Genomic DNA, 21,332 nt, shown 5'->3' on the forward strand with positions numbered 1-21,332 from the left:
CTTAACCGGTTTTGTCGCTTTCTGTATCAGCATCTTTATCGGCATCGTTATCCGGGGCGCTGGCTTTATTTTGCCCGGTTGTAATGTCGGTTTCTCCGGCATTGTCTGGTTCAAGCGGTACGGCAACGTCAAAACTGTCGTCTGCTCTGTCAAAATCAATATCTTCATCGTAGCCGGCCGGAACTTGTTGTCTTGCCGCCTGAAACTCTTCATCGCGCATCTGCGTCAGTACTGTTTCTTCATCTACGCGGGGGTCCAGTGCGGCCGCAAGAGGTGAGGATACCAAATCGCCGGAGCCCATTTTAAACTGGGCATTTTGTTGCTCGTCCAACATGCGTTTTACTTGTTTCTGGGTGTAATTTACCCGCAACAAGCGTAAAAACAGCGTAAAAGCACAACAACTGATAAAGGCGTACAACATAGACGGGCCAATCAGTTGCATTAGCGCTGACGCCAGTAAGGGGCCGAAGCAGGCGCCCAAACCAAAGGTTAACAGCACAGTAGCCGATAATGCCACCCGATCGTTTTGCTCTACGTTTTGATTAGCAAATGCAGAGGCGATGGGATACAGCGTAAACGCCAGCACGCCATAACAAAAAGTCGCAGCTAACAGCAGAGCGCCGGTTAATGGCAACAGCGCAATTAGCAAAGTAAGAATGGTCAGCACAGCAGCGTTAAAGCGCAGGATACGACTGCGTGGAATACGGTCAGAAATTTTACCCATTGGCCACTGTGCCAATAAGCCGGCCAATATAGTCACTGACATAAACAAGGTAACCTGTTCAGTACTCATGCCTTTTGCGGCGGCATACGCCGGCGCCAGGCCGTAAAATGAGCCCGCCATCATACCGGCGACACTGACGGCGGTAAGCGATTGCGGCACCAGCTTCCAAAACGCCATAATTTGCAATGGCGCCGGTTGCAGCGGAGCCGGGTGAATACGTTTAGTCAGTGCAATCGGTACTATACACAAGGAGTAACACATGCTGATGATCAGCAGCGGCGCTGTGCCAAGTTCGGGGAATTGGCTCAGCATCGCCTGGCCGCCAATCATGCCAAGGTAAGAGGTGATCATATAAAAAGCAAACACCGTGCCGCGCTGCGAGCTTTCGGTTTGCTCGTTCAGCCAGCTCTCCAGCACCATATACTGGCACATCATGCCCATACCGACGATAACCCGCATCACCAGCCACACTTCTAACTGCGACGTTAATACATGTGTCATGGCGCAGGCACTGACAATAGCCGCGCTGGCGACAAAGGCGCGGATATGACCCACCCTGGCAATCACTTTATGGCCCAGCTTAGAGCCCAGCACCAGCCCGAGGTAGTAACAGGACATCAGGGCGCCAATCCAGATTGAATCGACATTCTGTTGCGCCAGTGATAAACCAAGGTAAGTTGATAACGAACCCTGGGCCACCAGCATCAGCAAGGTGGTAAGAAATAGTGCACTAAAGCTGCGATAAGGGTGTTTACTGGTCATCCTCGGCCTTAAAAAAATACAGGCAGCAAAACGCTGCCTGAAAGCGTTACTTCACCCGCATACCTGGCTGGGCACCCTCATCCGGCGACAAAATAAACAAGTCGCTGCCGCCCGGGCCAGCCGCTAACACCATGCCTTCGGATAAGCCAAAGCGCATTTTGCGCGGCGCCAGGTTGGCCACCATTACGGTTAAACGGCCTTCGAGTTGCTCAGGGCTGTAGGCTGATTTAATACCGGCAAACACCTGGCGTACTTCACCGCCACCAATGTCCAGTTGCAGTTGCACCAGTTTATCGGCGCCTTCTACCGAGCTGGCTTTAATAATTTTGGCGACGCGCAAATCAATCTTGGCAAAATCATCAATGCTGATGGTGTCGCTGATTGGCTCGCGCTCTGTGCTGACGGCTTTATCTGCTTTATCAGCTTTGACCGCAGCCTTAACCGGCGTTGCGGCTTGTACTTGCAGGTTGTCTTTTGAAGCATCCAGCATTGCAGCCACTTTTACCGGGTCAACCCGCTGCATCAGCGCTTTAAACGGGTTAATGGCATGGCTGGTTAAAGGCTGCTGATAATTTTGCCAGTTCAGTTCGCTGTTTAAAAACGCTTCGGTTTCTGCTGCCATCAGTGGCAACACCGGTTTTAAATAATGCATTAATACCCGGAACAGGTTAATACCCATTGAGCAGACATCATGTGCTTCTTGCTGTTTGGCATCATCTTTTACCAGTACCCAGGGCGCTTTGGCATCAATGTACTGGTTGGCTTTATCGGCCAGCGCCATAATGTCGCGGATAGCACGGGCAAACTCGCGTTTTTCAAAGCTGTCGGCAATGGTTTCGCCCATGGCGGTAAATTCTGCCAACAGTGCAGGTTCAGCCACTGTAGCCGATAATTTGCCGTCATAGCGCTTGGTTATAAAGCCGGCACAGCGGCTGGCAATATTCACCACTTTACCAACTAAGTCGGCATTAACCTTCTGGCTGAAATCGTCCAGGTTTAAGTCCAGATCAATAATGCTACTGCTTAGCTTAGAAGCGAAGTAATAACGCAGGTACTCCGGGTTTAAATGATCCAGGTACGTACGGGCTTTAATAAAGGTGCCGCGTGATTTGGACATCTTGGCACCGTTTACGGTAACAAAACCGTGGGCAAAAATGGCGTTTGGCTTGCGCATACCGGCACCGTGCAACATGGCCGGCCAAAACAGGCTGTGAAAATAAATAATATCTTTACCAATAAAATGATACACCTCGGCATCGGAGTCCAGCTTCCAGAAGCTGTCAAAGTCGATACCGGTTTTATCACACAGGTTTTTAAAGCTGGCCAGATAGCCGATGGGTGCATCTAACCAGACGTAGAAGAATTTACCCGGCGCGCCCGGTATTTCAAAACCGAAGTAGGGCGCGTCACGGCTGATATCCCACATTTGCAGGCCGTCTTTAAACCATTCCTGCAGTTTATTCGCCATCTCTTCCTGCAAGCTGCCGCTACGCGTCCAGTCTTGCAACATCTGGCTAAAGGCAGGTAAGTCAAAGAAATAATGCTCAGAGTCTTTTAATATCGGCGTAGCACCGGATACCACAGAGCGGGCATTTTTTACTTCAGTCGGGCTGTAAGTAGCACCGCAGACATCGCAGCTGTCGCCGTTTTGATCCAGGGCGCCACATTTAGGGCAGTCGCCTTTAACAAAACGGTCGGGCAAAAACATCTGCTTTTCCGGATCGAACAGCTGGCTGATGGTTTTGCGCTTGATGTAGCCGCTATCATGCAGTTTGGTGTAAATCTGGCTGGCAAACTCGCGGTTTTCATCGCTGTGGGTCGAATAGTAATTGTCAAAGCCAATGCCGAAACCTGCAAAGTCGGCCTGGTGTTCAATGTTGGTTTTGGCAATCATTTGCTCCGGCGTAATGCCTTGCTCTTGTGCTTTAAGCATAATAGGCGTGCCATGCGCATCGTCGGCACAAACGTAATAGCATTCATGGCCGCGGGCTTTTTGAAACCGGGCCCAGATATCAGTTTGAATGTATTCCAGTAAGTGGCCTAAATGGATAGGGCCGTTGGCGTAGGGTAAAGCGCTGGTAACAAGTATTTTGCGTGTCGACATTAAGCGGTGCTCTTTTGCATAAATAACTGAAAAAATTTCACTAAATGATACACTAGCCGCCATCGATCCGCACCCGCCAAGGTGCGGTTCTGCTAAAAAAACGTGTTAAAGCCTTAATTTGGAACTCGCTGATGTTTAACTGGTTTAAATCCGCTAAAACCGACGCTTTACCCGGGGCTGCGCAGCAGCTGTTACAGCACTGGCAACTGCCGGACAACGGCGCGCCTTTAGCCTTGCTGCTCGATAGCGTCAGCCTGAACAAAAACACCCTGAGCATTCGCTTAAAACTGCCGCTGTTGTCTATAGCAGAGCCGTTGCAGCAAGCATTGGCCGATGCCGGTTTTAGCTATAAGCTGGCGTTGGATTATCAGCTGACAACGGCGCCGGTATTTAAACAAATTAAGCAGATTATCCTTGTTGCGTCCGGTAAGGGCGGGGTGGGTAAATCCACCACGGCCGTTAATCTGGCGGCAGCACTGGCAATGGAAGGCGCTAAAGTCGGCTTGTTAGACGCTGATATTTATGGTCCGTCAATTCCCACCATGCTCGGGCTTAACGGCGAGAAAATCAGCTCGCCGGATAATAAACTGATGCAGCCCAAATTTGCCCATGGTGTGTATCTGCAATCTATCGGCTTTCTGGTCGACCCACAGCAAGCCTCCGTGTGGCGCGGCCCGATGGCCAGCCAGGCGTTGCTGCAACTGCTGAACGAAACACAATGGCCAGAGCTGGATTATCTGATTGTTGATATGCCGCCTGGCACCGGTGATATTCAGTTGACCATGGCGCAAAAGCTGCCGGTAACCGGTGCTGTGGTGGTGACTACGCCGCAGGATGTGGCGCTGTCGGATGCAGAAAAAGCCATCAGTATGTTTCGTCAGGTGAATATTCCGCTACTGGGTCTGATTGAAAATATGAGTTTTTACCAGTGCAGCCACTGTGGTACGCGGGATGATATTTTCGGCACTGAAGGCGGCGTGCTGCTGGCAGAGCGTTATCAGGTGCCGGTGCTGGGGCAATTACCGCTGCAAAAGCATATCCGCGAGCAGGCCGATGCCGGCGTACCGGCGGTGCTAAAACAGCAGCCAGTGGCACAAATTTACCGTACAATCAGCCGGCAATTAATGCTGGCATTGCATTGGCAAGCCGCTTCGCAGCAACTAAGCCAACCTGAAATTATAATAACGGACGATTAAGATGAGACTGTGTGACCGCGATATAGAGCGCTATTTAGCCGAAGGTAAAATTAGCATTACACCGCTGCCCGACGCCGACATGATAAGCGGTGTCAGTGTTGATATTCGTTTGGGTAATAAGTTTCGCGTCTTTGTGGCGCACACCGCTGCTTACATTGACTTAAGCGGCCCGCGCGGCGAAGTAGACAAAGCGCTGAACAGTGTAATGAGTGACGAGATTTACATTGCTGACGGGGATAAGTTTATTTTGCACCCGGGCGAACTGGCACTGGCGATGACGCTGGAATCGGTAACCTTGCCGGATGATATCGTCGGTTGGCTGGATGGTCGCTCATCATTAGCGCGTTTAGGCCTGATGGTACATGTTACCGCGCACCGCATTGATCCCGGTTGGTCGGGTAATATTGTACTGGAGTTTTATAACAGCGGTAAGTTGCCGCTGGCGCTTCGGCCGCAGATGAAAATTGGTGCGCTGAACTTTGAACTGATGACAGGCCCGGCCGGGCGGCCTTATAACAAACGGTTGGATGCAAAATACCAGCAGCAAACCGGTGCCGTTGCCAGTCGCATTAGCCATGATGATAAAGGCTGAATTGGCTTAAGTGGTGTAAAAATTAAAAAGCCCACGCAAAGCGTGGGCCAAAAGCTATAAAGCAAAAATGAAGCGGGATGATTATGCAATAAAGCTGCATAGCTTGGCAATATCAGTCTGTTAAAAAGTTGCTGCTTTTCACGGTATTTTATTCAACATCGATTTTAATCTGGGGGGAGCGCCGTGACGGCTGGCAGCATTATCCGGTTATTTAGTCTGGCGGCTATCTGGGGGGCGTCTTTCCTGTTTATGCGTATTGCCGTGCCCGAGCTTGGCCCGGCCTGGCTGATGTTTGGCCGCGTGTTGTTGGCCGCGCTGTTTCTGGCATTGGTTGCCATAGCGTTTAAACGTAGTTTGCCCATTCGCGGCTATGCCTTGCATTTTATGCTGCTAAGCTTTTTTAATACTGCTTTGCCATTTTTATTATTCGCTTATGCGGCACAAACTCTTACGGCGTCATTGCTGGCAGTGCTCAATGCCACGGCACCTTTATGGGGTGCCTTGATAGGCTGGCTGTTTTTTCGTCAGACCATGTCGCTGAAGATAACCGGCGGCTTATTGTTGGGGATCTGTGGTGTGGCGATTTTGGTTGGTTTTGACACTGCCGTCGATAGCAGTGCCTTGCCTGCAATAGCTGCGGCAGCGGGGGCAGCCTGTTGTTATGGTATTGCCACCTGGTATACCCGGCTGGCCAAGCCGGTGCCGGCCTTTATTAATGCCCATGGCAATATGTGGGGCGCTACCTTATGGTTGTTACCGCTGCTGTGGTTTATTCCGTTGCCGGTGGCGCAGCCGGCAACGCAAAGTTTACTGGCAGTAGTGGCGTTGGGCGTGGTATGCACCGGTGTGGCTTATATGTTGTATTTTCGTCTGGTGCAGGATTTAGGCGCTACGCCGACATTAACAGTTACTTTTTTAATTCCGGTGTTCGGCGTGTTGTGGGGCCACCTGTTTTTAAATGAAACTATTGGCTGGCATACTCTGGCCGGGGCCGCCATTGTTATCAGCGGCACCATGCTGGTGACCGGTTTTAATCTGAGTTCATTACGCGCTGCTAAAGCGCCCGTTAAGGAGTAAATATGAAACTGTATGGTTCACAAACGTCACCTTATGTAAGACGCATCCGCTTGTTATTGGCGGCAACAGCACATGAATTTATTAACCTGAATATTTTTGCCGGCCCTGACAGGGAAACCCTGGCGGCGCTTAATCCAACGCTGCGTATTCCTATGCTGGACGATAATGGCCGGGTTATCTTCGACTCCGGCGTGATATATCGTTATTTGGCACCGCAGTTGGGTATAGCACCACTTAGCTGGTATCAGGAGAATCAGCTGACATTGATTAATGCAGTAAGTGACTCTTTGGTAATGTTGCTGCAATGCAGCCGCAGCGGCTTTGATACCAATGACGATAAGCTGTTTTTTAATTTGCAGCGCGAGCGGGTAGCCACATCGTTGTATGTGTTAGAGCAACAAGCCGCAAATGCTGAGTTTGCCAACTGGGACTATGTTGCCATGGCGCTGTATAGCCTGGTCGACTGGACGTTGTTCCGTGAACTGATGCAGTTGGATGATTACCCGGCGCTATTGGCATTTTGCGCAGAAAATAAAACCCGGCCGATGATAGCTGACAGCGATCCGCGGCTGGGTTAATCGTGTTATTGCGCCGTTTTTAATATTACCGGCTCGATTAAGACACTTTGCTCAGCGTCGGACAGCCAAATCTGGCCTTCGCTGATATTGCATTGCAAGTTCATATTGCGGCTTACCAGTTTGGCCATTTGCGCTACGGCTGTTTCGTCTATTTCCAGCACGCTGAGGTTTTGGTAGCGCTGCAGCGCCTGCTGGTTATTCTTCCACCATACCGGCACGCTGCGCCCGCCATAGCAAAACAGTTGCACCTGTTTGGCGCGGCCGGCGGCTTTGCGTAGCCACTTTTCATCGCTTTGGCCAAATTCCACCCACAAATTTATTTCGCCGCTCAGGGTTTTGTCCCACAGCTCCGGCTCATCGTCTTCAGCACTTAAGCCTTTGGTAAAGGCCAGGGTATCGCTGGCATTAATGGCAAAGGCTAACAAACGTACCATCATGCGCTCGTCGTTTTCGGACGGATGCTGGGCCAGCGTCAGGCTGTGGTCCTGGTAATAATGCCGGTCCATGTCGGCAATTTGTAGCTGTACTTTAAATACGGTGGCTTTAAGTGCCATTACTCAACTCACTTGCAATATAAAGGCGGCGAGTGTAACGCGAAGTGCTGTTGCACTCAATTTTACCGTTTAAGGCGTTAGCGGCTGCCGTACTGGCCCAAACTGCGCTATGCTGTGAAAATCAAAGATAACTAACTGAGTTAACGTAAAAAATGTCTGAGTTTGATATTGATATGGTACAAAGCTTTTTAATTGCCTTGTTACTCGGCGCATTAGTTGGCATTGAACGCGAAAAGCACCGCCGTGATGAGCACCCGAACAGTTTTGGCGGGCTGCGCACCTATATTTTGTTTGCTCAGGCCGGCGCGGTATCGGCCTGGTTGTCTATTCATCTGCAATCGCCGTGGCTGTTCGTTATTACGGTGTTAGTGGTAGCGTTGGCTGTGCTGACAGCCTATATCCTGGAAAACCGGCATAACCCGACGGCGCTGGGCTTAACCAGTGAAATCAGCGCCATTACTGTATGTTTGCTCGGCGGCGCCATTATGTTTGGTTATGCTGAACTGGCGGTTATGCTGGGCATTTTAACCTCAGCCATTTTAACCTTTAAACAACCGCTGCACGGTTTGGTCAGCAAGATTGATACCGACGATTTATACGCCGGGCTTAAGTTGCTTATTGCCAGTTTTATTATATTGCCGCTGCTGCCAAACGAAACTATCGATCCCTGGCAAGCACTTAACCCCTATAAACTCTGGCTACTGGTGATCTTAATTTCGACTATGTCGTTGCTCGGTTATGTTGCGGTACGTTGGCTGGGGGCCGCACACGGCGCTGTGGTTACCGGTATCAGCGGCGGCCTGGCATCTTCTACAGCGGTTACCTTAAGCTTTGCCCGTAGCAGCAAAATAGAGCGTGATCCGCTGGCGGCCGATAACCTGGCTTGTGGTGTGCTGCTGGCCTGGCTGGTAATGTTTATCCGTGTGCTGGTCACCGTCAGTATTGTCTATCAGCCTTTACTGGCGCAGCTATGGTTACCGTTTAGCGTCATGGCCGGTGCTACGGCAATAATGGCGGCACTGTATTACTGGCATGGCAGCCGGCGTTATCAGGCACCACAGCAAAGTGCGGTAAAAGTAACTAACCCCTTTAGTCTGGTTGCGGCTATTAAATTCGGCGCTTTGTTTGCTGTAATACTGTTACTGGTAAAGTTAACTGAGCAATATGCTGCAGCAGAAGGTTTATATTTGCTGGCGGCAGTGGCGGGCATGACAGATGTAGACGCCATTACCTTATCGATGGCGCAATATGCCGGCCAGTCAGAAGCGGCGTTAACTGTTGCCGCCAGTGCTGTTACCGTGGCGGCGCTGAGTAATACCCTGGTAAAATGTGGCTTGGTGTATGCAGTGGGAGGCCGTGCACTGGCGCACAAGTTGGCAATTGCCAGCCTGGTTATTCTGGTACTGGGTATAGCGATATTATTGCTTGGCTGAATCACTTCAGACAATACCGGCTGATCGTGATACATTCAGGTACAGTCATTAAACTGTCAGCATAGCATGCTGTTATGTATGGTAATTGTCAGAGTAAGATTAACTAAATAAGGTTTTCAGATGCGCGTTCGTCGTTATTTTTCTGCTGTGGTGTTATCTGCAGCTGTATTATGCAGTGCTACGGTAGCCGCACAACAAGCTGGTCCGCAAGGTTTTTTATACGGTGTGGGTATAGGGGTAAATCAGGAGATTTATCGTGGTTACAGTAACCGCACCATACCGTTGCCGATAGTTGGCTATCGCGGCGACAGATTATCCGTTTACGGCCCTTTTATCAGTTATAAGTTGCTGGAGTTGGGCAATATCAGTTTCAGCGCTAAGCTGGCGCCACGTTTTGCCGGCTTTGACGAGTCTGACAGCAGTGTGTTTACCGGTATGGCTAAACGTAAAGATTCACTGGATGGTGGCATTGGTGTGCAATTGCGCCAGCAAGACTGGCTGCTGGAAGCGGATACTGTATTTGATTTGTTAGGTAACTCAAATGGCCGGGAATCGAAACTGGCGGTAGGTTACAGTTATCGCACCGGACCTGTAGTAATAGAGCCTAAATTTGGCATCAGCTATTCTGACAGCAAACTGGTGAACTATTACTATGGCGTGCGCGCGGACGAAGCCACTGCACAGCGCGCGGCTTATAAAGCCGGCGGCACGGTTAACTACAACGCCGGTTTCTCACTTAGTACACCAGTGTTTTTCGGTGGTATGACCCGCTTAGGTTTAGAACATCAATGGTATGGCAGCAGCATCAGTGACAGCCCGCTGACGGACCGTGACAGCGGCTTGTCGGCTTTTCTGTCCTGGTCAACATTCTTCTGAGTTAGCGACCTAAGGCCTGCACTAACTGGTGCACGGCCTGCAGTTGCATACCGTCTTTGGTCGCGTAATTCGCGCCGGTATACCCCCACCAGTCCCAGCAGGCGTTGGGGTTAAACGGGTTTAAACTGCTGGCGGTTGTTTGTGGATATAAAATGACCAGGTTATTACTGTCGGCATAGTTATTTAGCCCGGTGCCGCTGACATAAGCCTCACCGACACTTTGCGCATTTTGTTTGCAACCGTGAAAACTCACATGCAAGCGACAGGGTTGGCCGTCAGCACAGCTTTGCGGTACATACAGGTAGCCGGTTTCAGCCAGGGTGGTTTTTGCTGCTGCAGATAACTGATGCTGATTAATTTGCAGCAAGCTGCCAGTTGCTGTTGTGCCGGCGCTCTGCAGCTTGCCCAGCAGATGTGTTAACAGCTGACCGGCCGCATCATAGTCACAACCGGCTAAAAACGGGGTTTCTGACAGGCTGCAGCTGTCTGAATATGGCGCTGAGGTTGGAAAGGTATGGCCGAACGCCCGGTCATTTATCAGCGCTATATTTTCCGGCTTCACCCAGAGTTGATATTGCTTGTGCAGCGCCAGAGCCAGTTTAGGGTGTACGGTAGCATCTTTGCTACCGTGAAAAATCCATACTTTGTCATCTGCAATCGCGGATAACGGTGCCAGCTTCGCCGCGTCACGTTGTGTCTGCAGATATTGGTTTATGCTGCTAAGGTCGGGCTGGCTGCTGTCTTTATTAAAACAATGCTCCAGCGCCAGGCCTAAGCTGTTTTGCGCACAGTACACCGGGCCGCCTGCCAGCATAGCCACACCATCAACTTGCTCTGCAAAAGCCAGGTGATACTGGCCGGCGAAATAAGCGCCACTGGATAATCCCGACAGGGTGATATTGTCAGCTAAGGCTAGTTCAGGCACAGTGGTGTCGTTAGCAACCAGTGGCAGGCTAAGCGCAGATAACAGGGCAAGATTTAACAGTTTTATGGCAGACATTATTACTCCATCGCAGACAATTTATGCGGTTAAATTTTGCATAAAAGTAGTATTTCAGCAATAAGGCTTTAGTACAGTTTCAGCTAAAGGAATCTTTATGAGCAATGAGTCAGACAAGCAGCACAAAGAATTACCGGAAGAGCACATTGACCCTTTAATTAAACATTTACACAGCATAATACGCGTATGTGTGCGGGTACTGGCTGTACTAATGGTCGCCGTGATTATGTGGGGTATTGGCGATGTGGTGTATGTATTGTATCAACGCTTAATTACACCGCCGGTTTTTCTGCTTAACATCAATGATATTTTTTATACCTTCGGCGCTTTTATGGCGGTGCTGATTGCGATAGAAATTTTTATTAATATCCGTTTATATTTAGAGTCTAACGATTTTCCGGTAAAGCTGGTTATTGCAACAGCATTAATGGCCATAGCGCGCAAAGTTATCGTACTGGATATAGAGAAGCTGACACCGGATTATATATTTGCAATAGCTGCGACAGTATTGGCACTGGGGCTTACGTATTGGTTGTTGCATAAAGAGCACAAAAAGCCTGACCGGAATTAACACTGTAAAGGTGTTCAATAGCTGAACACCTTTGCGACGCCGCGCGAGCGTGGATCGGCAATAGCCGTTACCTTACCCCCTGTAGATTGTATCGCCTGAATGTCGCCCAGGCTCCAGCCCTGCGTTACCAGGTTATAGCCGCGGGCCTTAAGCTCTGTCTGCACCTCAGCAGCCAATGGCGCATAGGGTTCCATGCTGATCTGATCTTTGGGCAACAACTGATGATGGAAGCGTGGCGCAGCAACGGCCTCTGACAACGGCAGACCAAAATCATATAAATTGGTTATGACCTGAAAAATGGAGGTAAAGATGGTTGAGCCACCCGGTGTGCCGATAACCAGCTCTACCTTGCCATCTTTAACTAACAGGCTGGGCGTCATAGACGACAGCATACGTTTGCCAGGCGCTATCGCATTGGCATCGCTGCCCACCACACCAAAAGCGTTTGGCACGCCGGCCTTGGCAGAAAAATCATCCATTTCGTTATTCAGTAAGAAACCCGCGCCTTCAACTATCACGCCGCTGCCATAATCCAGATTCAGTGTATAGGTGTTTGACACCGCGTTGCCGTGTTTATCCAGTACAGAGAAATGCGTAGTGTGATAACCCTCCAGCCCGGCTTGAATGGCGTTGGTAACCGAGATTTTTTTCGGGTTTATTTCTGCTGCACGTTTATCTAAATAAGCGCTGTCCAGCAGTTGCTGTTGCGGCACTGTGGTGAAATCCGGATCGCCGAGATAATCGGCGCGATCGGCATAAACCCGCTTGGCAATTTCAGCCATTAAATGCACATACTGAGCGCTGTTTAGCGTAACACCGTTAAAATCTGCTGCGCGCCGTTGTTTCAAGCCCAGCAATTGGCTAAGGGCAATACCACCGGAGCTTGGCGGGGCAGTGGTTACCAGTTGAAAATCATGCCAGGACGTTACGACCGGTTCACGCCAACCGGCTTTATAGCCGGCTAAATCGGCCATACTGATCAGGCCTCCACCGCGCTGCATCTGTCCCACCAACAGTTTAGCGGTTTCACCCAGATAAAAATCGGCCGGCCCATGTTCGGCAATTCGGCTAAGCGTGGCGGCCAGTTCCGGTTGACGAAAGTTTTTACCGGCTTGCATAGTGCCAAAGTAGTCAGCAAAGTTTGTTTTACCTTCCAGTTGGTTGAGTAAGTCTGCACGATACTGGTATTGGTTTTCGGCGACGGTAAAACCACTTTGCGCATAGTGTACCGCCGGTTTTACCAACTCGGCCCACGGCAGACTGCCAAAACGCTGATGCGCCTGCCATAGCCCCATCACAGTGCCCGGTACACCGCTGGCTTTATGACCAATTAAGCTGAGATTTTCAATAACTTGTTTTTCTGAGTCCAGATACATATCGCGGTGTGCCGCAGCGGGCGCAGTTTCACGATAATCCAAAAAGTAGGCTTTACCATCAAACCACAGGGTCATAAAGCCGCCACCGCCGATATTACCGGCTTCAGGATAGGTGACTGCCAGCGTAAACGCGGTTGCTATCGCCGCATCTACTGCATTACCACCACGGCGCAAAATTTGCTCTGCTACTGCGGCGCCATATTGATCCGGTGACGCCACAGCGCCACTGCCGGACTGTTTTTCCGCTGTGTCAGCGATGCTGTGGCAGCTTAACAGCAAAGTAAACAAAGTACTGATCAGGCGAAATAGCATAGCAGGCTCCGATAGTGGTGATAGTTCAGTTCTACCCCGGCCGTGTCGCAATTACAAGTTATGGCAACTTTTATCAATCTTGCTATGCTCAATACATAATAAAATGGCTAAACAAATGAAATATCAGCTGAAACTGGTATGTATGATATAGCCGTAAGGAGTCAACATGGGTTTTTGGCACACGGTGGGCGGGCGGTTACTCAGCATTCCTTTATTGGCTTTGCTTGGTTTTATTGTACTGGGCGCCGTGGCGCTGAATGCACTTAATCACAGTTTGGTTGAGGGCAGGGAGAATCGCGTTGTGGCCGTTATCGACAGCGGCCTGAGTATCGTAAAGCATTACCAGGCGCTGGAGCAAAGCGGTGCCTTAAGCACCGAGCAAGCGCAGCAACAGGCGATGGCGGCCGTTAAGGCGATCCGTTACGACGGCACTGAATATATCTGGATAAACGATACCGGCCGGCCCATTCCTAAAATGATTATGCATCCAACGGTACCCACCTTAGATGGCACTGTGCTGGACCGGCCGAACTTTAATCATGCTACTTTGATGCGTAACCGCGACGGTAGCCAACAGCAAGCGCTGGACAATGCCAATTTATTTGTCAGCTTTGTTGATGTAATAGGCCGTTACGGTAATGGTTTTGTTGAGTACCAATGGCCCAAACCTTTAAAAGGCGGTGGCGTAACAGAAGAGCGTTACACCAAGTTGTCTTATGTGGCAAAAGACGATAAATGGGGCTGGGTATTAGGCTCCGGTATTTATATTGACGACGTAAAAGCGGCTTTTTGGGCCGTAGCTATGCAAGTTGGCCTGGTGGTTGTAATTATTATCGCGCTGACAGTGGGGGTGTCTTTGTTTATCCGCCGCTGGTTATTACAGGCATTAGGTGGTGAAGTTGCTACAACCAAAGCACTGGTGCAACAGGTGGCCGGTGGGGATTTTTCAGTAAATTTTGCGCTAAAGCCGGGTGATAACGACAGTTTGCTGGCAGCACTAAGCGGCCTTATCAGCCAACTGCGCAGTATTATCGGCCAGCAATCAGCTATGGCCGAGCAACTGGCCGGGCAGTCTGAAGCGTTGGATGAAACCAGCCAGCAAACTCAGCGTATTTTGCAAAGTGTGATGGACCAAACGGCCCAGGTCGCGACAGCAGTAAATGAAATGACCGCTACCTGTGAAGATATGGCCCGCAGTGCTACCACTGCAGCCAAAGCCGCCCGCGATGCCGATACCGAAGCACAAAATGGCGTAACCTCGGTGCAGCAAACCATTACCGCGATTGACGCACTGAAGCTAAAACTGGAGCAAGTGTCGGACGTTATAGCCCAGCTATCTAAACGTGGCGAAGAAGTCGGCGCGGTAACCGACGTTATCGGCGCCATTGCCGAGCAAACCAACTTGCTGGCGCTTAACGCTGCAATAGAAGCGGCGCGTGCCGGCGAAATGGGCCGGGGCTTTGCTGTGGTAGCAGATGAAGTGCGCACCCTGGCCAGCCGCTCGCAGGCATCTACTCAAGATATCAACAAGCGTATTCAGGGTATTCAGCAAGACTCTGCTAACGCGGTAGAATCGATGGCGCAAAGTAAAGTCGAAACCGAGCAAACCATTGCCTGCTCGCAGCAGGCGAATGAAGCGCTAAAACGCATCAATACGGCGGTATCCAGTATTACAGATGTTAACGACCAATTGGCCAGTGCCACCGAAGAGTTGGCGGTGGTGTCCGGCACCATAAACGAGAATATGGAGAATATTGCCAACGCCGTGGAAAGCACTACGGTGAAATCGACCGAGCTATCAGTCTCCAGCCAGCAATTGCGGCAAATGGCCAGTGAGATGAAAAAATCACTCAGTGGTTTTAAACTCTGAACCAATAAAGCTAAGCGCAAAAAAACAACAAAGCCCCGCACAAACGGGGCTTTGTTTTAGGGCAATTAAAGAATGGTGGCACTACCCTATGTTTTTTTATGGTAATGAACTTAATAAAGCAGTGCTCTCTGACATCACCGATACGTTTACTTGTTCCATTATTTTTCGTTGTACATTTTCCGCATCTTTCTGCCAGGATTTCTCGCTGGCGTTATCAACCCGGTGCTTAAAGCCTATCACCAGGTAAAACGTGCAGCTCAGCGGCAGGCAGTAAAAGTCTGTCCGGGTTGGGTGCCTATCGTATTTTTCCTGATAGAACACCCATTCAAAACCTTGCAGGTTAATCAGCTTTGCCGGCTGAAGTGGCGGGAAGCCATAATTGTTGATCCGGCCCTGCAGCTCGTCGCGGTAGCGCTCTTCCGTGAATGGCGAACCTCTGGATGCGCGAAGCTCTGCATATTCTTTTAGTTCTGACTCAATTTCGGTATTGCGGCCAAGGCCATATTCGCCTTCTGCACCAATTGCTGCAGAGTTGTAATGCTGATCATGCTCGTTAATCACGTGCTTAGCCAACGCTTGGCGGTCAAGCGCATCAACACCTTCTGGTACTGTCTTTAACCAGACGTTTAACCACAACCAGCCGTACTCGCCGCCATCAAAACGTAGCAGGGGTGCTAAGTAGCACCAACCCTCAGTATGTATCGGGACATATTTGTGCTGATCTTTCTGTTGCTGGTGCTGCTCAAACCAGCTATGAGAACGAAACGGGTAATTGACCTGCTTTGGTGGCTCAGCAGAGGCAATATTGGAGTAGGGCAGCGTAAGCTGGACAGAATACTCTTCCAGCAAAAAGCTCAGCTTTTGCTGACGGTTGAAATCGGGCCCACCAGCGAACCCCTGCCACCAGTTCTTCAGAGGCTGCATTAGCTTACCTTTCCTGCATATTTATTAATGTACTTTTGCACTTGATCCGCCTTTTTATGCTGACCAAACATTAACAGCTGTTGTTTATATGTCTCTATGCCCAAGTATGGCAAGGTATGTGGGCTTACGCCGGGTTCGGAATCTTTACCAAACACCAGACCACAGAATTTAATGCTACGGCATAAGCTGCTGGCTGACAAATCGTTGCCCCCTGCTAAGTTTGGCACTACATCAAACGGGTTATTTCTTACTGCGACGATCTTAATACCCAGCCCGTTGGCAATTTGCGTTAATTTACTGACGTTTGCGCCACTGCCATGAATAGTTAATTGCTGGCGGTGTAATTGGCCCCCGTAATGCCGACGGTAATGCAGCAAGGCTGCATTAAACACTATTGCCCCCTGGCTGTGTACTACCCATTTTACGCTCTTACCCTGCTGTTGTACCTGCGCAAGCACCGCGGCTAAATGCCGTGTATTGGTAGTGGTAACAACGAAACGGATAACGGGTGCGGTAGATACGCCGGAACGGGTTTAAGCTGTGTTTGGTAGAGTAGGTAGTGCTTGGGTAGCGGGTAACATACTCAATTTCTTTCATTACCTGCTGCTGGTCATAGTCATTCAGGCTTGCCAGCATTAACAGTGCCTGATGAGTGAGTTGCCATTTATTAACCAGATACTGAGCCGGCAGCCGAATGCCGTGTTCCTGCGCCATGTTTTTATCCAGGCCTGTGTAATTAAAAGCCTGCGTTTTACCGGTGTGTATCCAGCTCATCTCTAACTTCCTTGTGTCTATGCAATTTTTGCAGGATACATAAACTCGTTTTATAACTCAATATTTACAAATTAATTTCATTTAAAGTGTGCCGGCTTGAAGTCGATAAACGAAGAGCTGGCGGTGGTGGTGTCCGGCACCATAAATGAGAATATGGACAATATCGCCAACGCAGTGGAAAGCACTACGGTGAAATCGACTGAACTGTCGGTCTCCAGCCAGCAGCTACGGCAAATGGCCAGTGAGATGAAAAAATCACTCAGTGGTTTTAAACTCTAAGCCAATATAGGTAAGTGCAGAAACAACAAAGCCCCGCAACAGCGGGGCTTTGTTTTAGGGACTTTTTATTAAAGCCAGTTCAGGATAATCTGTAGAAAAATCTAAATAAAGAACTGGTAAATGAATAACGCAAAAAAAACTCAGATACCGTTAAAACATATAGTCTCGGCTGTTTCCTTCTTTATTGCCTTAACAGTCGCCGTGTACATCGCAAAATGGGGAGTTGGTTTTTACGATAGTGTTGAGAAGTGGGGCCAGCTCGGAGATTTCTTTGGGGGGTTATTAAACCCTGTGATCGGTTTTGCTGGTGTTCTGTTGTTGGCTCTGACACTCAAACAAAACCAAGATGCTATGAGGGACACCGGAGAAATTCTCAAACATGATCAGCTAAGGCAATCCATGATAGCGGTATTACAAGCTTTCAAATCAGACTTGACTCTGAAAACAAGTTATAGCTTCAATATTGGTGACAGCGTTTTCAATGGTTCTTCAGCCGCTCAATTGTGCTGTATTTACTACAAACTCCTAGCAGATAAAAAAGAACAGAATTGTGACAGGGTTTACCCATATTTACAGGATGCTTTAAGTACAACGGCGTTTACTTCTCTTTACGCTTTGAATAAATTGTTAGATGAAGAGCTTGATGAACGTCGTAAATTATTGTTAATTACTCTGATTGTTAGTTATGTGCCGGTCCAGGTCATCGCTATCCTATATATGTTGATTCGTAAAAATGAAATAAACTCCGATGCAGATCATCCTATTAACAAAGACGGCGTTGTTCTCACTCGGGAGTTTATTAAACATTGTGAAATGGATTCTGTCCTTCTGAAGTGTGAGGCTGAAGCTCATCGGATTGCTCTAAAAGAGTTGAAAGAGCATTCCGTCGCTCAACCGAGTTAATTTTTTGGCCTTTTTAGCAATGGAATCGCAAATGTAGAGGAAAGCGCATGTTCTACCAGTTTTTTATAGATGCTAATGAAAAGGATAATAAGGTATCAGCAAGAGGCCTAATGGTCATTTTTGTGCTGGGAGTCGTTCCCATTATATTAGGGATAGATCTGAATGAAATTCAGTTTGAGTTGTCTTGGCTTAAGCAATTTGAGATAACACATAAAGAACGTTTTTCTTTAATCTACGCCGCTTTGATTTTTTACTCACTCTATAGGTTTCAACTCGTTAATAAAGAAACTAAAAAAACCAGCCAACTTAAGTCGCTAGGTTGGTTCATAACAAATAAGTATGTAGGCCATTTGTTTGTAAAGAGATTTATTTTTAGAGCCGACCAGTTTAATGGCGTGTACGTTGATAAACGCTCTGAGGATTTAAAAGTAGTGGTCAATGCTAACTATGATTCCTATGAACCCCACATGAAAGCCGATACTTTTTCACTTCTGCATAATAATTATGGGGAATTATGTGCCCAAGTGAGGCGAAGTGAAGATGTGAGTCTTAAAAGTTTGGGAATATCTGAGTTATGGGACATTCAATTGGATCCTGACTGCTACCCATTTGACGGGCAGCAGGTTGTGTCAGATCTGGCTGTAATTAAGAGCTTTAAATTGCGAGTGCTTCTTGGATTAGCGGAGTTTGTATTCTCGTTTAAGTCTATGACCAAAGATGTTTCTAGTCTGGATTATTACTTGCCCATATACTGTAATACAGGGTTGGCGCTGTATCTTATTATTCATTACCTAGCTATATAGCCAGTGCTGCGGCTGGCACTTCCACCCACTGTACATGCCTTTCTGATATATCTTCGTTGACTTGGCATCAGTGTGCGCTGTCTGGCCCTGCTTGTCTATGCTCGTGTCGCGGGACAGGTAAATGGATAAGATGCGTATTTCATGGAACATCGACCTTCTTTCTGATGCCAAGTGGTTGAGTACATTTAAACGTTAGCCTAGGCTAAATGCAGTTCCCATTAACACTTATTTTGTAAATGAGCTATCGTTAATTGATTGCTTTTTATACAAAAAGGTTTATTGCATGACAGCACCTCTAAATTTGATAATCAAAGACCGCCAGCGGCTACAAAATCCTTGCGCACATCTCGATGATGAAGGGGAGTTTAGTGCCGATATGCCAAGTCAGTTCGCTATCAATGACATAAATAAAGATCAAGCAGATATTGCTGGCAATAGAGGTTATCGACACCCGTATGAAGTTTTAGCTGACCAGACTGATGATGATGAAATTAAAATGCCACCATCTTCAAATGCTTATCCGGACATTCCGGCAGCACAGTACGAAAGCAAAGAGCTGCACGAAGGGTACAAAGGTAACCTGAATCGCTACGCCGTTGCAGCAAATCGGGATGAAGATGAGTTTTTATCCGCCGGCGGTAGTGACAAACAGAACGCATCTTTGCCGCTTCTGCAATTCACTCAGCTTGTGACTGACAGCAAAGGCAAAATTAGTTATAAGCATATTGAGAAGGCTGCGCGGCAGCTGACACATGTAATATGGCGTCATAGAGAAGCGCTGTGGCCGGACGGTGTACCTGATGATCCGGCAGAGTTGCTGAACCCTGAAAAGGCATTTGAGCTGTTGGGGTATAAGGTATCTAAAAGAAGTTCATTAGGTGTTATCGAAGGCGATATAGATGTCGCAGGAATTATAGACAAAGACAATCGAACAGCAGAACTCTCGATGTTAATGTCACCTGAAATTATGAATTTTACAGCTGCTCATGAGGTAGGGCATGCCATTATGCATCAGCAGTCTGGTTTACATCGTGACAAACCACTGGATGGCAGTGGCACTGGCCCCAAGGATCATATCGAGCTTGAGGCTGAGAAGTTCGCAGTATACTTTTTAATGCCCGCTAAATTGGTAAGCCGCAGGTTCAACGAACGTTTCCCATCGGAATTATTGCAGCGTGACAATTTACAACATATTTTAAATCGCAATAAAAATAAGCGGATAGAAAAAGAGTTATCAACCAAACGCGGGTTAGCAAGGGCGTTGGCAGGTTTAGACAGTATTAATGGCGAAGCAGTATTTTCGCTTTCTGAACAGTTTAAGGTTTCCAGAGAGGCGATGGCCATTCGATTGGAAGAGCTGGACTTGATACCGGAATACTAAGTTTGGGTGTAAGGCTGATGAACTCGCCTTAAATGCTACTTACAGAAACAACAAAGCCCCGCAACAGCGGGGCTTTGTTTTAGGGAATTTAATGGTCGGTACGAGAGGATTCGAACCTCCGACCCCTTCACCCCCAGCGAAGTGCGCTACCAAGCTGCGCTACGTACCGACGTAGGGCGTATCATAATGATTCCCCGCCAGAAAGCAATGCTGTATTGGTTGACTGTTGCAAATTTCGCCAACCAGCAAGCTTTATATATCAGCAAGTTGAATAAGCACTATAGCTGCGTCTTGCTATCTTAATTTCTTACCCGCTGCTAAAATAGCCGTCTTTACGTCTTTTGGTGTATAGCTGTGCTGTGGATCCCCTTTACCTTGCTGGCTGCGTTTATGCAGGCCTGGCGCAATGCGTTTCAAAAGCAATTAAGCAAAGATGTTGGCGTGGCCGGCGTTACGCTGGCGCGTTTTATCTGGGCGTCGCCGTTAGCGGCAGTGTATTTGTGGGCTTTGTATCAGTGGCAACCTGTTGCTATGCCTTCGTTCAGTGCGGGCTTTGCCGGCTTTGTCGTGGCGGCAGCGCTGGCACAAATTCTGGCCACTGCGCTGATGGTAAAGCTGTTTAAGCTGCGGAACTATGCTATCGGAGCCGGGCTGGCTAAAAGCGAGGCGGTGTTGGCTGCGGTGCTGGGCGTGGTGTTTTTCAGCGAATCTTTAACCGCGCTGGGTTGGTTAGGTGTGGCCTTAGGTGGCTGTGCGGTATTTTTACTCAGTGGTGCCAGCTTACGCCAGTTGTCGCTGCCGGTAATGTTACTGGGGCTGGGGAGCGGTTTGGCTTTTGCACTGACATCCTTGTGGGTGCGTCAGGCCAGCCTGGTGCTGGGCTTGCCGTTTCCGCACGGTGCGGCTTGGGTATTGCTGTTGGTGATCTTATTGCAAACTGCCGTATTATTGCTGTGGTTAAGTATGAAACACCGGCCGACATTAACGGCGTTATGGCAGCGGCCTAAACTAACCTTGTTGATCAGTGCATGCAGTTGTGTGGGCTCGGTAGGCTGGTTTACCGCTATGAGCCTGGAGTCGGTGGCGTTGGTAAAAACGCTGGGCCAGGTGGAAGTGCTGTTTATGTTGCTGATTTCGGCCTTTGTATTTAAAGAGAAACTACAAAAAGCCGATCATTGGGGCCTGGCGCTGATAGTGTTGGCGGCCATAGCAGTAATGTGGGCTTAATTAGCAATGAGACTGG

General features: G+C 48.8%; 21 protein-coding genes and 1 tRNA gene. 13 read left to right on the plus strand and 9 right to left on the minus strand.

Annotated elements, in window-relative coordinates:
• Window position 1 precedes the first annotated feature (1 nt).
• Window positions 2-1,486 (minus strand): MFS transporter, encoded by a 1,485-nt coding sequence (locus tag HRH59_RS10620; protein WP_173501254.1) that lies wholly within the window; start codon window positions 1,484-1,486, stop codon window positions 2-4.
• A gap of 46 nt (window positions 1,487-1,532) precedes the next feature.
• Entirely contained in the window at window positions 1,533-3,590 is a 2,058-nt protein-coding gene (gene metG, locus HRH59_RS10625) for a methionine--tRNA ligase (RefSeq protein ID WP_173501255.1), read from the minus strand.
• 131 nt (window positions 3,591-3,721) lie between these two features.
• On the opposite strand from metG, the gene apbC reads away from it, so the two are divergent.
• From apbC to HRH59_RS10645, 4 genes are all read left to right on the plus strand, one after another.
• Window positions 3,722-4,786 carry an iron-sulfur cluster carrier protein ApbC gene (gene apbC / locus HRH59_RS10630; protein ID WP_218573498.1) on the plus strand — a complete coding sequence of 355 codons (1,065 nt, stop codon included), beginning with the start codon at window positions 3,722-3,724 and terminating at the stop codon, window positions 4,784-4,786.
• A gap of 1 nt (window position 4,787) precedes the next feature.
• A complete protein-coding gene (gene dcd, locus HRH59_RS10635; RefSeq protein WP_173501256.1) occupies window positions 4,788-5,378 on the plus strand; it encodes a dCTP deaminase in 591 nt (196 codons plus the stop codon).
• 183 nt (window positions 5,379-5,561) lie between these two features.
• The gene (locus tag HRH59_RS10640) at window positions 5,562-6,455 is read left to right on the plus strand and encodes a DMT family transporter (protein WP_173501257.1); all 894 of its coding nucleotides are present in this window, start codon (window positions 5,562-5,564) and stop codon (window positions 6,453-6,455) included.
• 2 nt (window positions 6,456-6,457) lie between these two features.
• Window positions 6,458-7,033 carry a glutathione S-transferase family protein gene (locus HRH59_RS10645; protein ID WP_173501258.1) on the plus strand — a complete coding sequence of 192 codons (576 nt, stop codon included), beginning with the start codon at window positions 6,458-6,460 and terminating at the stop codon, window positions 7,031-7,033.
• A gap of 5 nt (window positions 7,034-7,038) precedes the next feature.
• On the opposite strand, the gene HRH59_RS10650 is transcribed toward HRH59_RS10645, so the two are convergent.
• On the minus strand, window positions 7,039-7,587 hold the full coding sequence (locus HRH59_RS10650; RefSeq protein WP_173501259.1) for a YaeQ family protein: 549 nt from the start codon (window positions 7,585-7,587) through the stop codon (window positions 7,039-7,041).
• A 152-nt stretch (window positions 7,588-7,739) separates the two neighbouring features.
• Here HRH59_RS10650 and HRH59_RS10655 point away from each other — a divergent pair, with 152 nt between their 5' ends.
• Together HRH59_RS10655 and HRH59_RS10660 are read left to right on the plus strand one after the other, a co-directional pair.
• Window positions 7,740-9,020: an MgtC/SapB family protein gene (locus HRH59_RS10655; protein WP_173501260.1), complete on the plus strand. Its 1,281-nt coding sequence runs from the start codon at window positions 7,740-7,742 to the stop codon at window positions 9,018-9,020.
• Window positions 9,021-9,140: 120 nt separating this feature from the next.
• Entirely contained in the window at window positions 9,141-9,896 is a 756-nt protein-coding gene (locus tag HRH59_RS10660) for a MipA/OmpV family protein (RefSeq protein ID WP_173501261.1), read from the plus strand.
• Between the two features lies 1 nt (window position 9,897).
• Here HRH59_RS10660 and HRH59_RS10665 read toward each other — a convergent pair whose 3' ends face one another.
• Window positions 9,898-10,896 carry an extracellular catalytic domain type 2 short-chain-length polyhydroxyalkanoate depolymerase gene (locus HRH59_RS10665; RefSeq protein WP_173501262.1) on the minus strand — a complete coding sequence of 333 codons (999 nt, stop codon included), beginning with the start codon at window positions 10,894-10,896 and terminating at the stop codon, window positions 9,898-9,900.
• 97 nt (window positions 10,897-10,993) lie between these two features.
• On the opposite strand from HRH59_RS10665, the gene HRH59_RS10670 reads away from it, so the two are divergent.
• Window positions 10,994-11,467, plus strand: a complete 474-nt coding sequence (locus tag HRH59_RS10670) for a phosphate-starvation-inducible PsiE family protein (protein WP_173501263.1) — start codon at window positions 10,994-10,996, stop codon at window positions 11,465-11,467.
• Between the two features lie 14 nt (window positions 11,468-11,481).
• Here the strand turns inward: HRH59_RS10670 and ggt are convergent, their stop codons facing one another.
• Window positions 11,482-13,155, minus strand: a complete 1,674-nt coding sequence (ggt, locus tag HRH59_RS10675; RefSeq protein WP_173501264.1) for a gamma-glutamyltransferase — start codon at window positions 13,153-13,155, stop codon at window positions 11,482-11,484.
• Window positions 13,156-13,321: 166 nt separating this feature from the next.
• Between ggt and HRH59_RS10680 the strand changes: the two genes are divergently transcribed.
• Complete coding sequence (locus HRH59_RS10680; RefSeq protein ID WP_173501265.1) at window positions 13,322-15,025, plus strand: methyl-accepting chemotaxis protein; 1,704 nt, start codon at window positions 13,322-13,324, stop codon at window positions 15,023-15,025.
• Between the two features lie 96 nt (window positions 15,026-15,121).
• Here the strand turns inward: HRH59_RS10680 and HRH59_RS10685 are convergent, their stop codons facing one another.
• Genes HRH59_RS10685 through HRH59_RS19190 form a run of 3 tightly spaced genes read right to left on the minus strand, consistent with a single transcriptional unit; the run spans window position 15,122 to window position 16,723 of the window.
• Window positions 15,122-15,949 (minus strand): hypothetical protein, encoded by an 828-nt coding sequence (locus tag HRH59_RS10685; protein WP_173501266.1) that lies wholly within the window; start codon window positions 15,947-15,949, stop codon window positions 15,122-15,124.
• Window positions 15,949-16,407 (minus strand): hypothetical protein, encoded by a 459-nt coding sequence (locus HRH59_RS19185; RefSeq protein ID WP_218573499.1) that lies wholly within the window; start codon window positions 16,405-16,407, stop codon window positions 15,949-15,951. The genes HRH59_RS10685 and HRH59_RS19185 overlap by 1 nt, the downstream gene beginning before the upstream one ends.
• Window positions 16,379-16,723, minus strand: coding sequence for a hypothetical protein (locus HRH59_RS19190; protein WP_218573500.1), 345 nt, complete (start codon window positions 16,721-16,723; stop codon window positions 16,379-16,381). The genes HRH59_RS19185 and HRH59_RS19190 overlap by 29 nt, the downstream gene beginning before the upstream one ends.
• Before the next feature lie 96 nt (window positions 16,724-16,819).
• On the opposite strand from HRH59_RS19190, the gene HRH59_RS10695 reads away from it, so the two are divergent.
• The 4 genes from HRH59_RS10695 (at window position 16,820) to HRH59_RS10710 (ending at window position 20,089) form a co-directional block, all read left to right on the plus strand.
• Window positions 16,820-17,002: a hypothetical protein gene (locus tag HRH59_RS10695; protein WP_173501233.1), complete on the plus strand. Its 183-nt coding sequence runs from the start codon at window positions 16,820-16,822 to the stop codon at window positions 17,000-17,002.
• A 120-nt stretch (window positions 17,003-17,122) separates the two neighbouring features.
• Entirely contained in the window at window positions 17,123-17,905 is a 783-nt protein-coding gene (locus HRH59_RS10700; RefSeq protein ID WP_173501267.1) for a hypothetical protein, read from the plus strand.
• A 47-nt stretch (window positions 17,906-17,952) separates the two neighbouring features.
• Entirely contained in the window at window positions 17,953-18,708 is a 756-nt protein-coding gene (locus HRH59_RS10705; RefSeq protein ID WP_173501268.1) for a hypothetical protein, read from the plus strand.
• A gap of 283 nt (window positions 18,709-18,991) precedes the next feature.
• Window positions 18,992-20,089: an ImmA/IrrE family metallo-endopeptidase gene (locus HRH59_RS10710; RefSeq protein WP_173501269.1), complete on the plus strand. Its 1,098-nt coding sequence runs from the start codon at window positions 18,992-18,994 to the stop codon at window positions 20,087-20,089.
• Between the two features lie 92 nt (window positions 20,090-20,181).
• Here the strand turns inward: HRH59_RS10710 and HRH59_RS10715 are convergent.
• A tRNA-Pro gene (locus HRH59_RS10715) sits at window positions 20,182-20,258 on the minus strand.
• Between the two features lie 185 nt (window positions 20,259-20,443).
• On the opposite strand from HRH59_RS10715, the gene HRH59_RS10720 reads away from it, so the two are divergent.
• Window positions 20,444-21,316 (plus strand): DMT family transporter, encoded by an 873-nt coding sequence (locus HRH59_RS10720; protein ID WP_173501270.1) that lies wholly within the window; start codon window positions 20,444-20,446, stop codon window positions 21,314-21,316.
• Window positions 21,317-21,332: the final 16 nt, after the last annotated feature.

The organism is Rheinheimera lutimaris, from assembly GCF_013283795.1.
GTDB classification, from domain to species: domain Bacteria; phylum Pseudomonadota; class Gammaproteobacteria; order Enterobacterales; family Alteromonadaceae; genus Alishewanella; species Alishewanella lutimaris.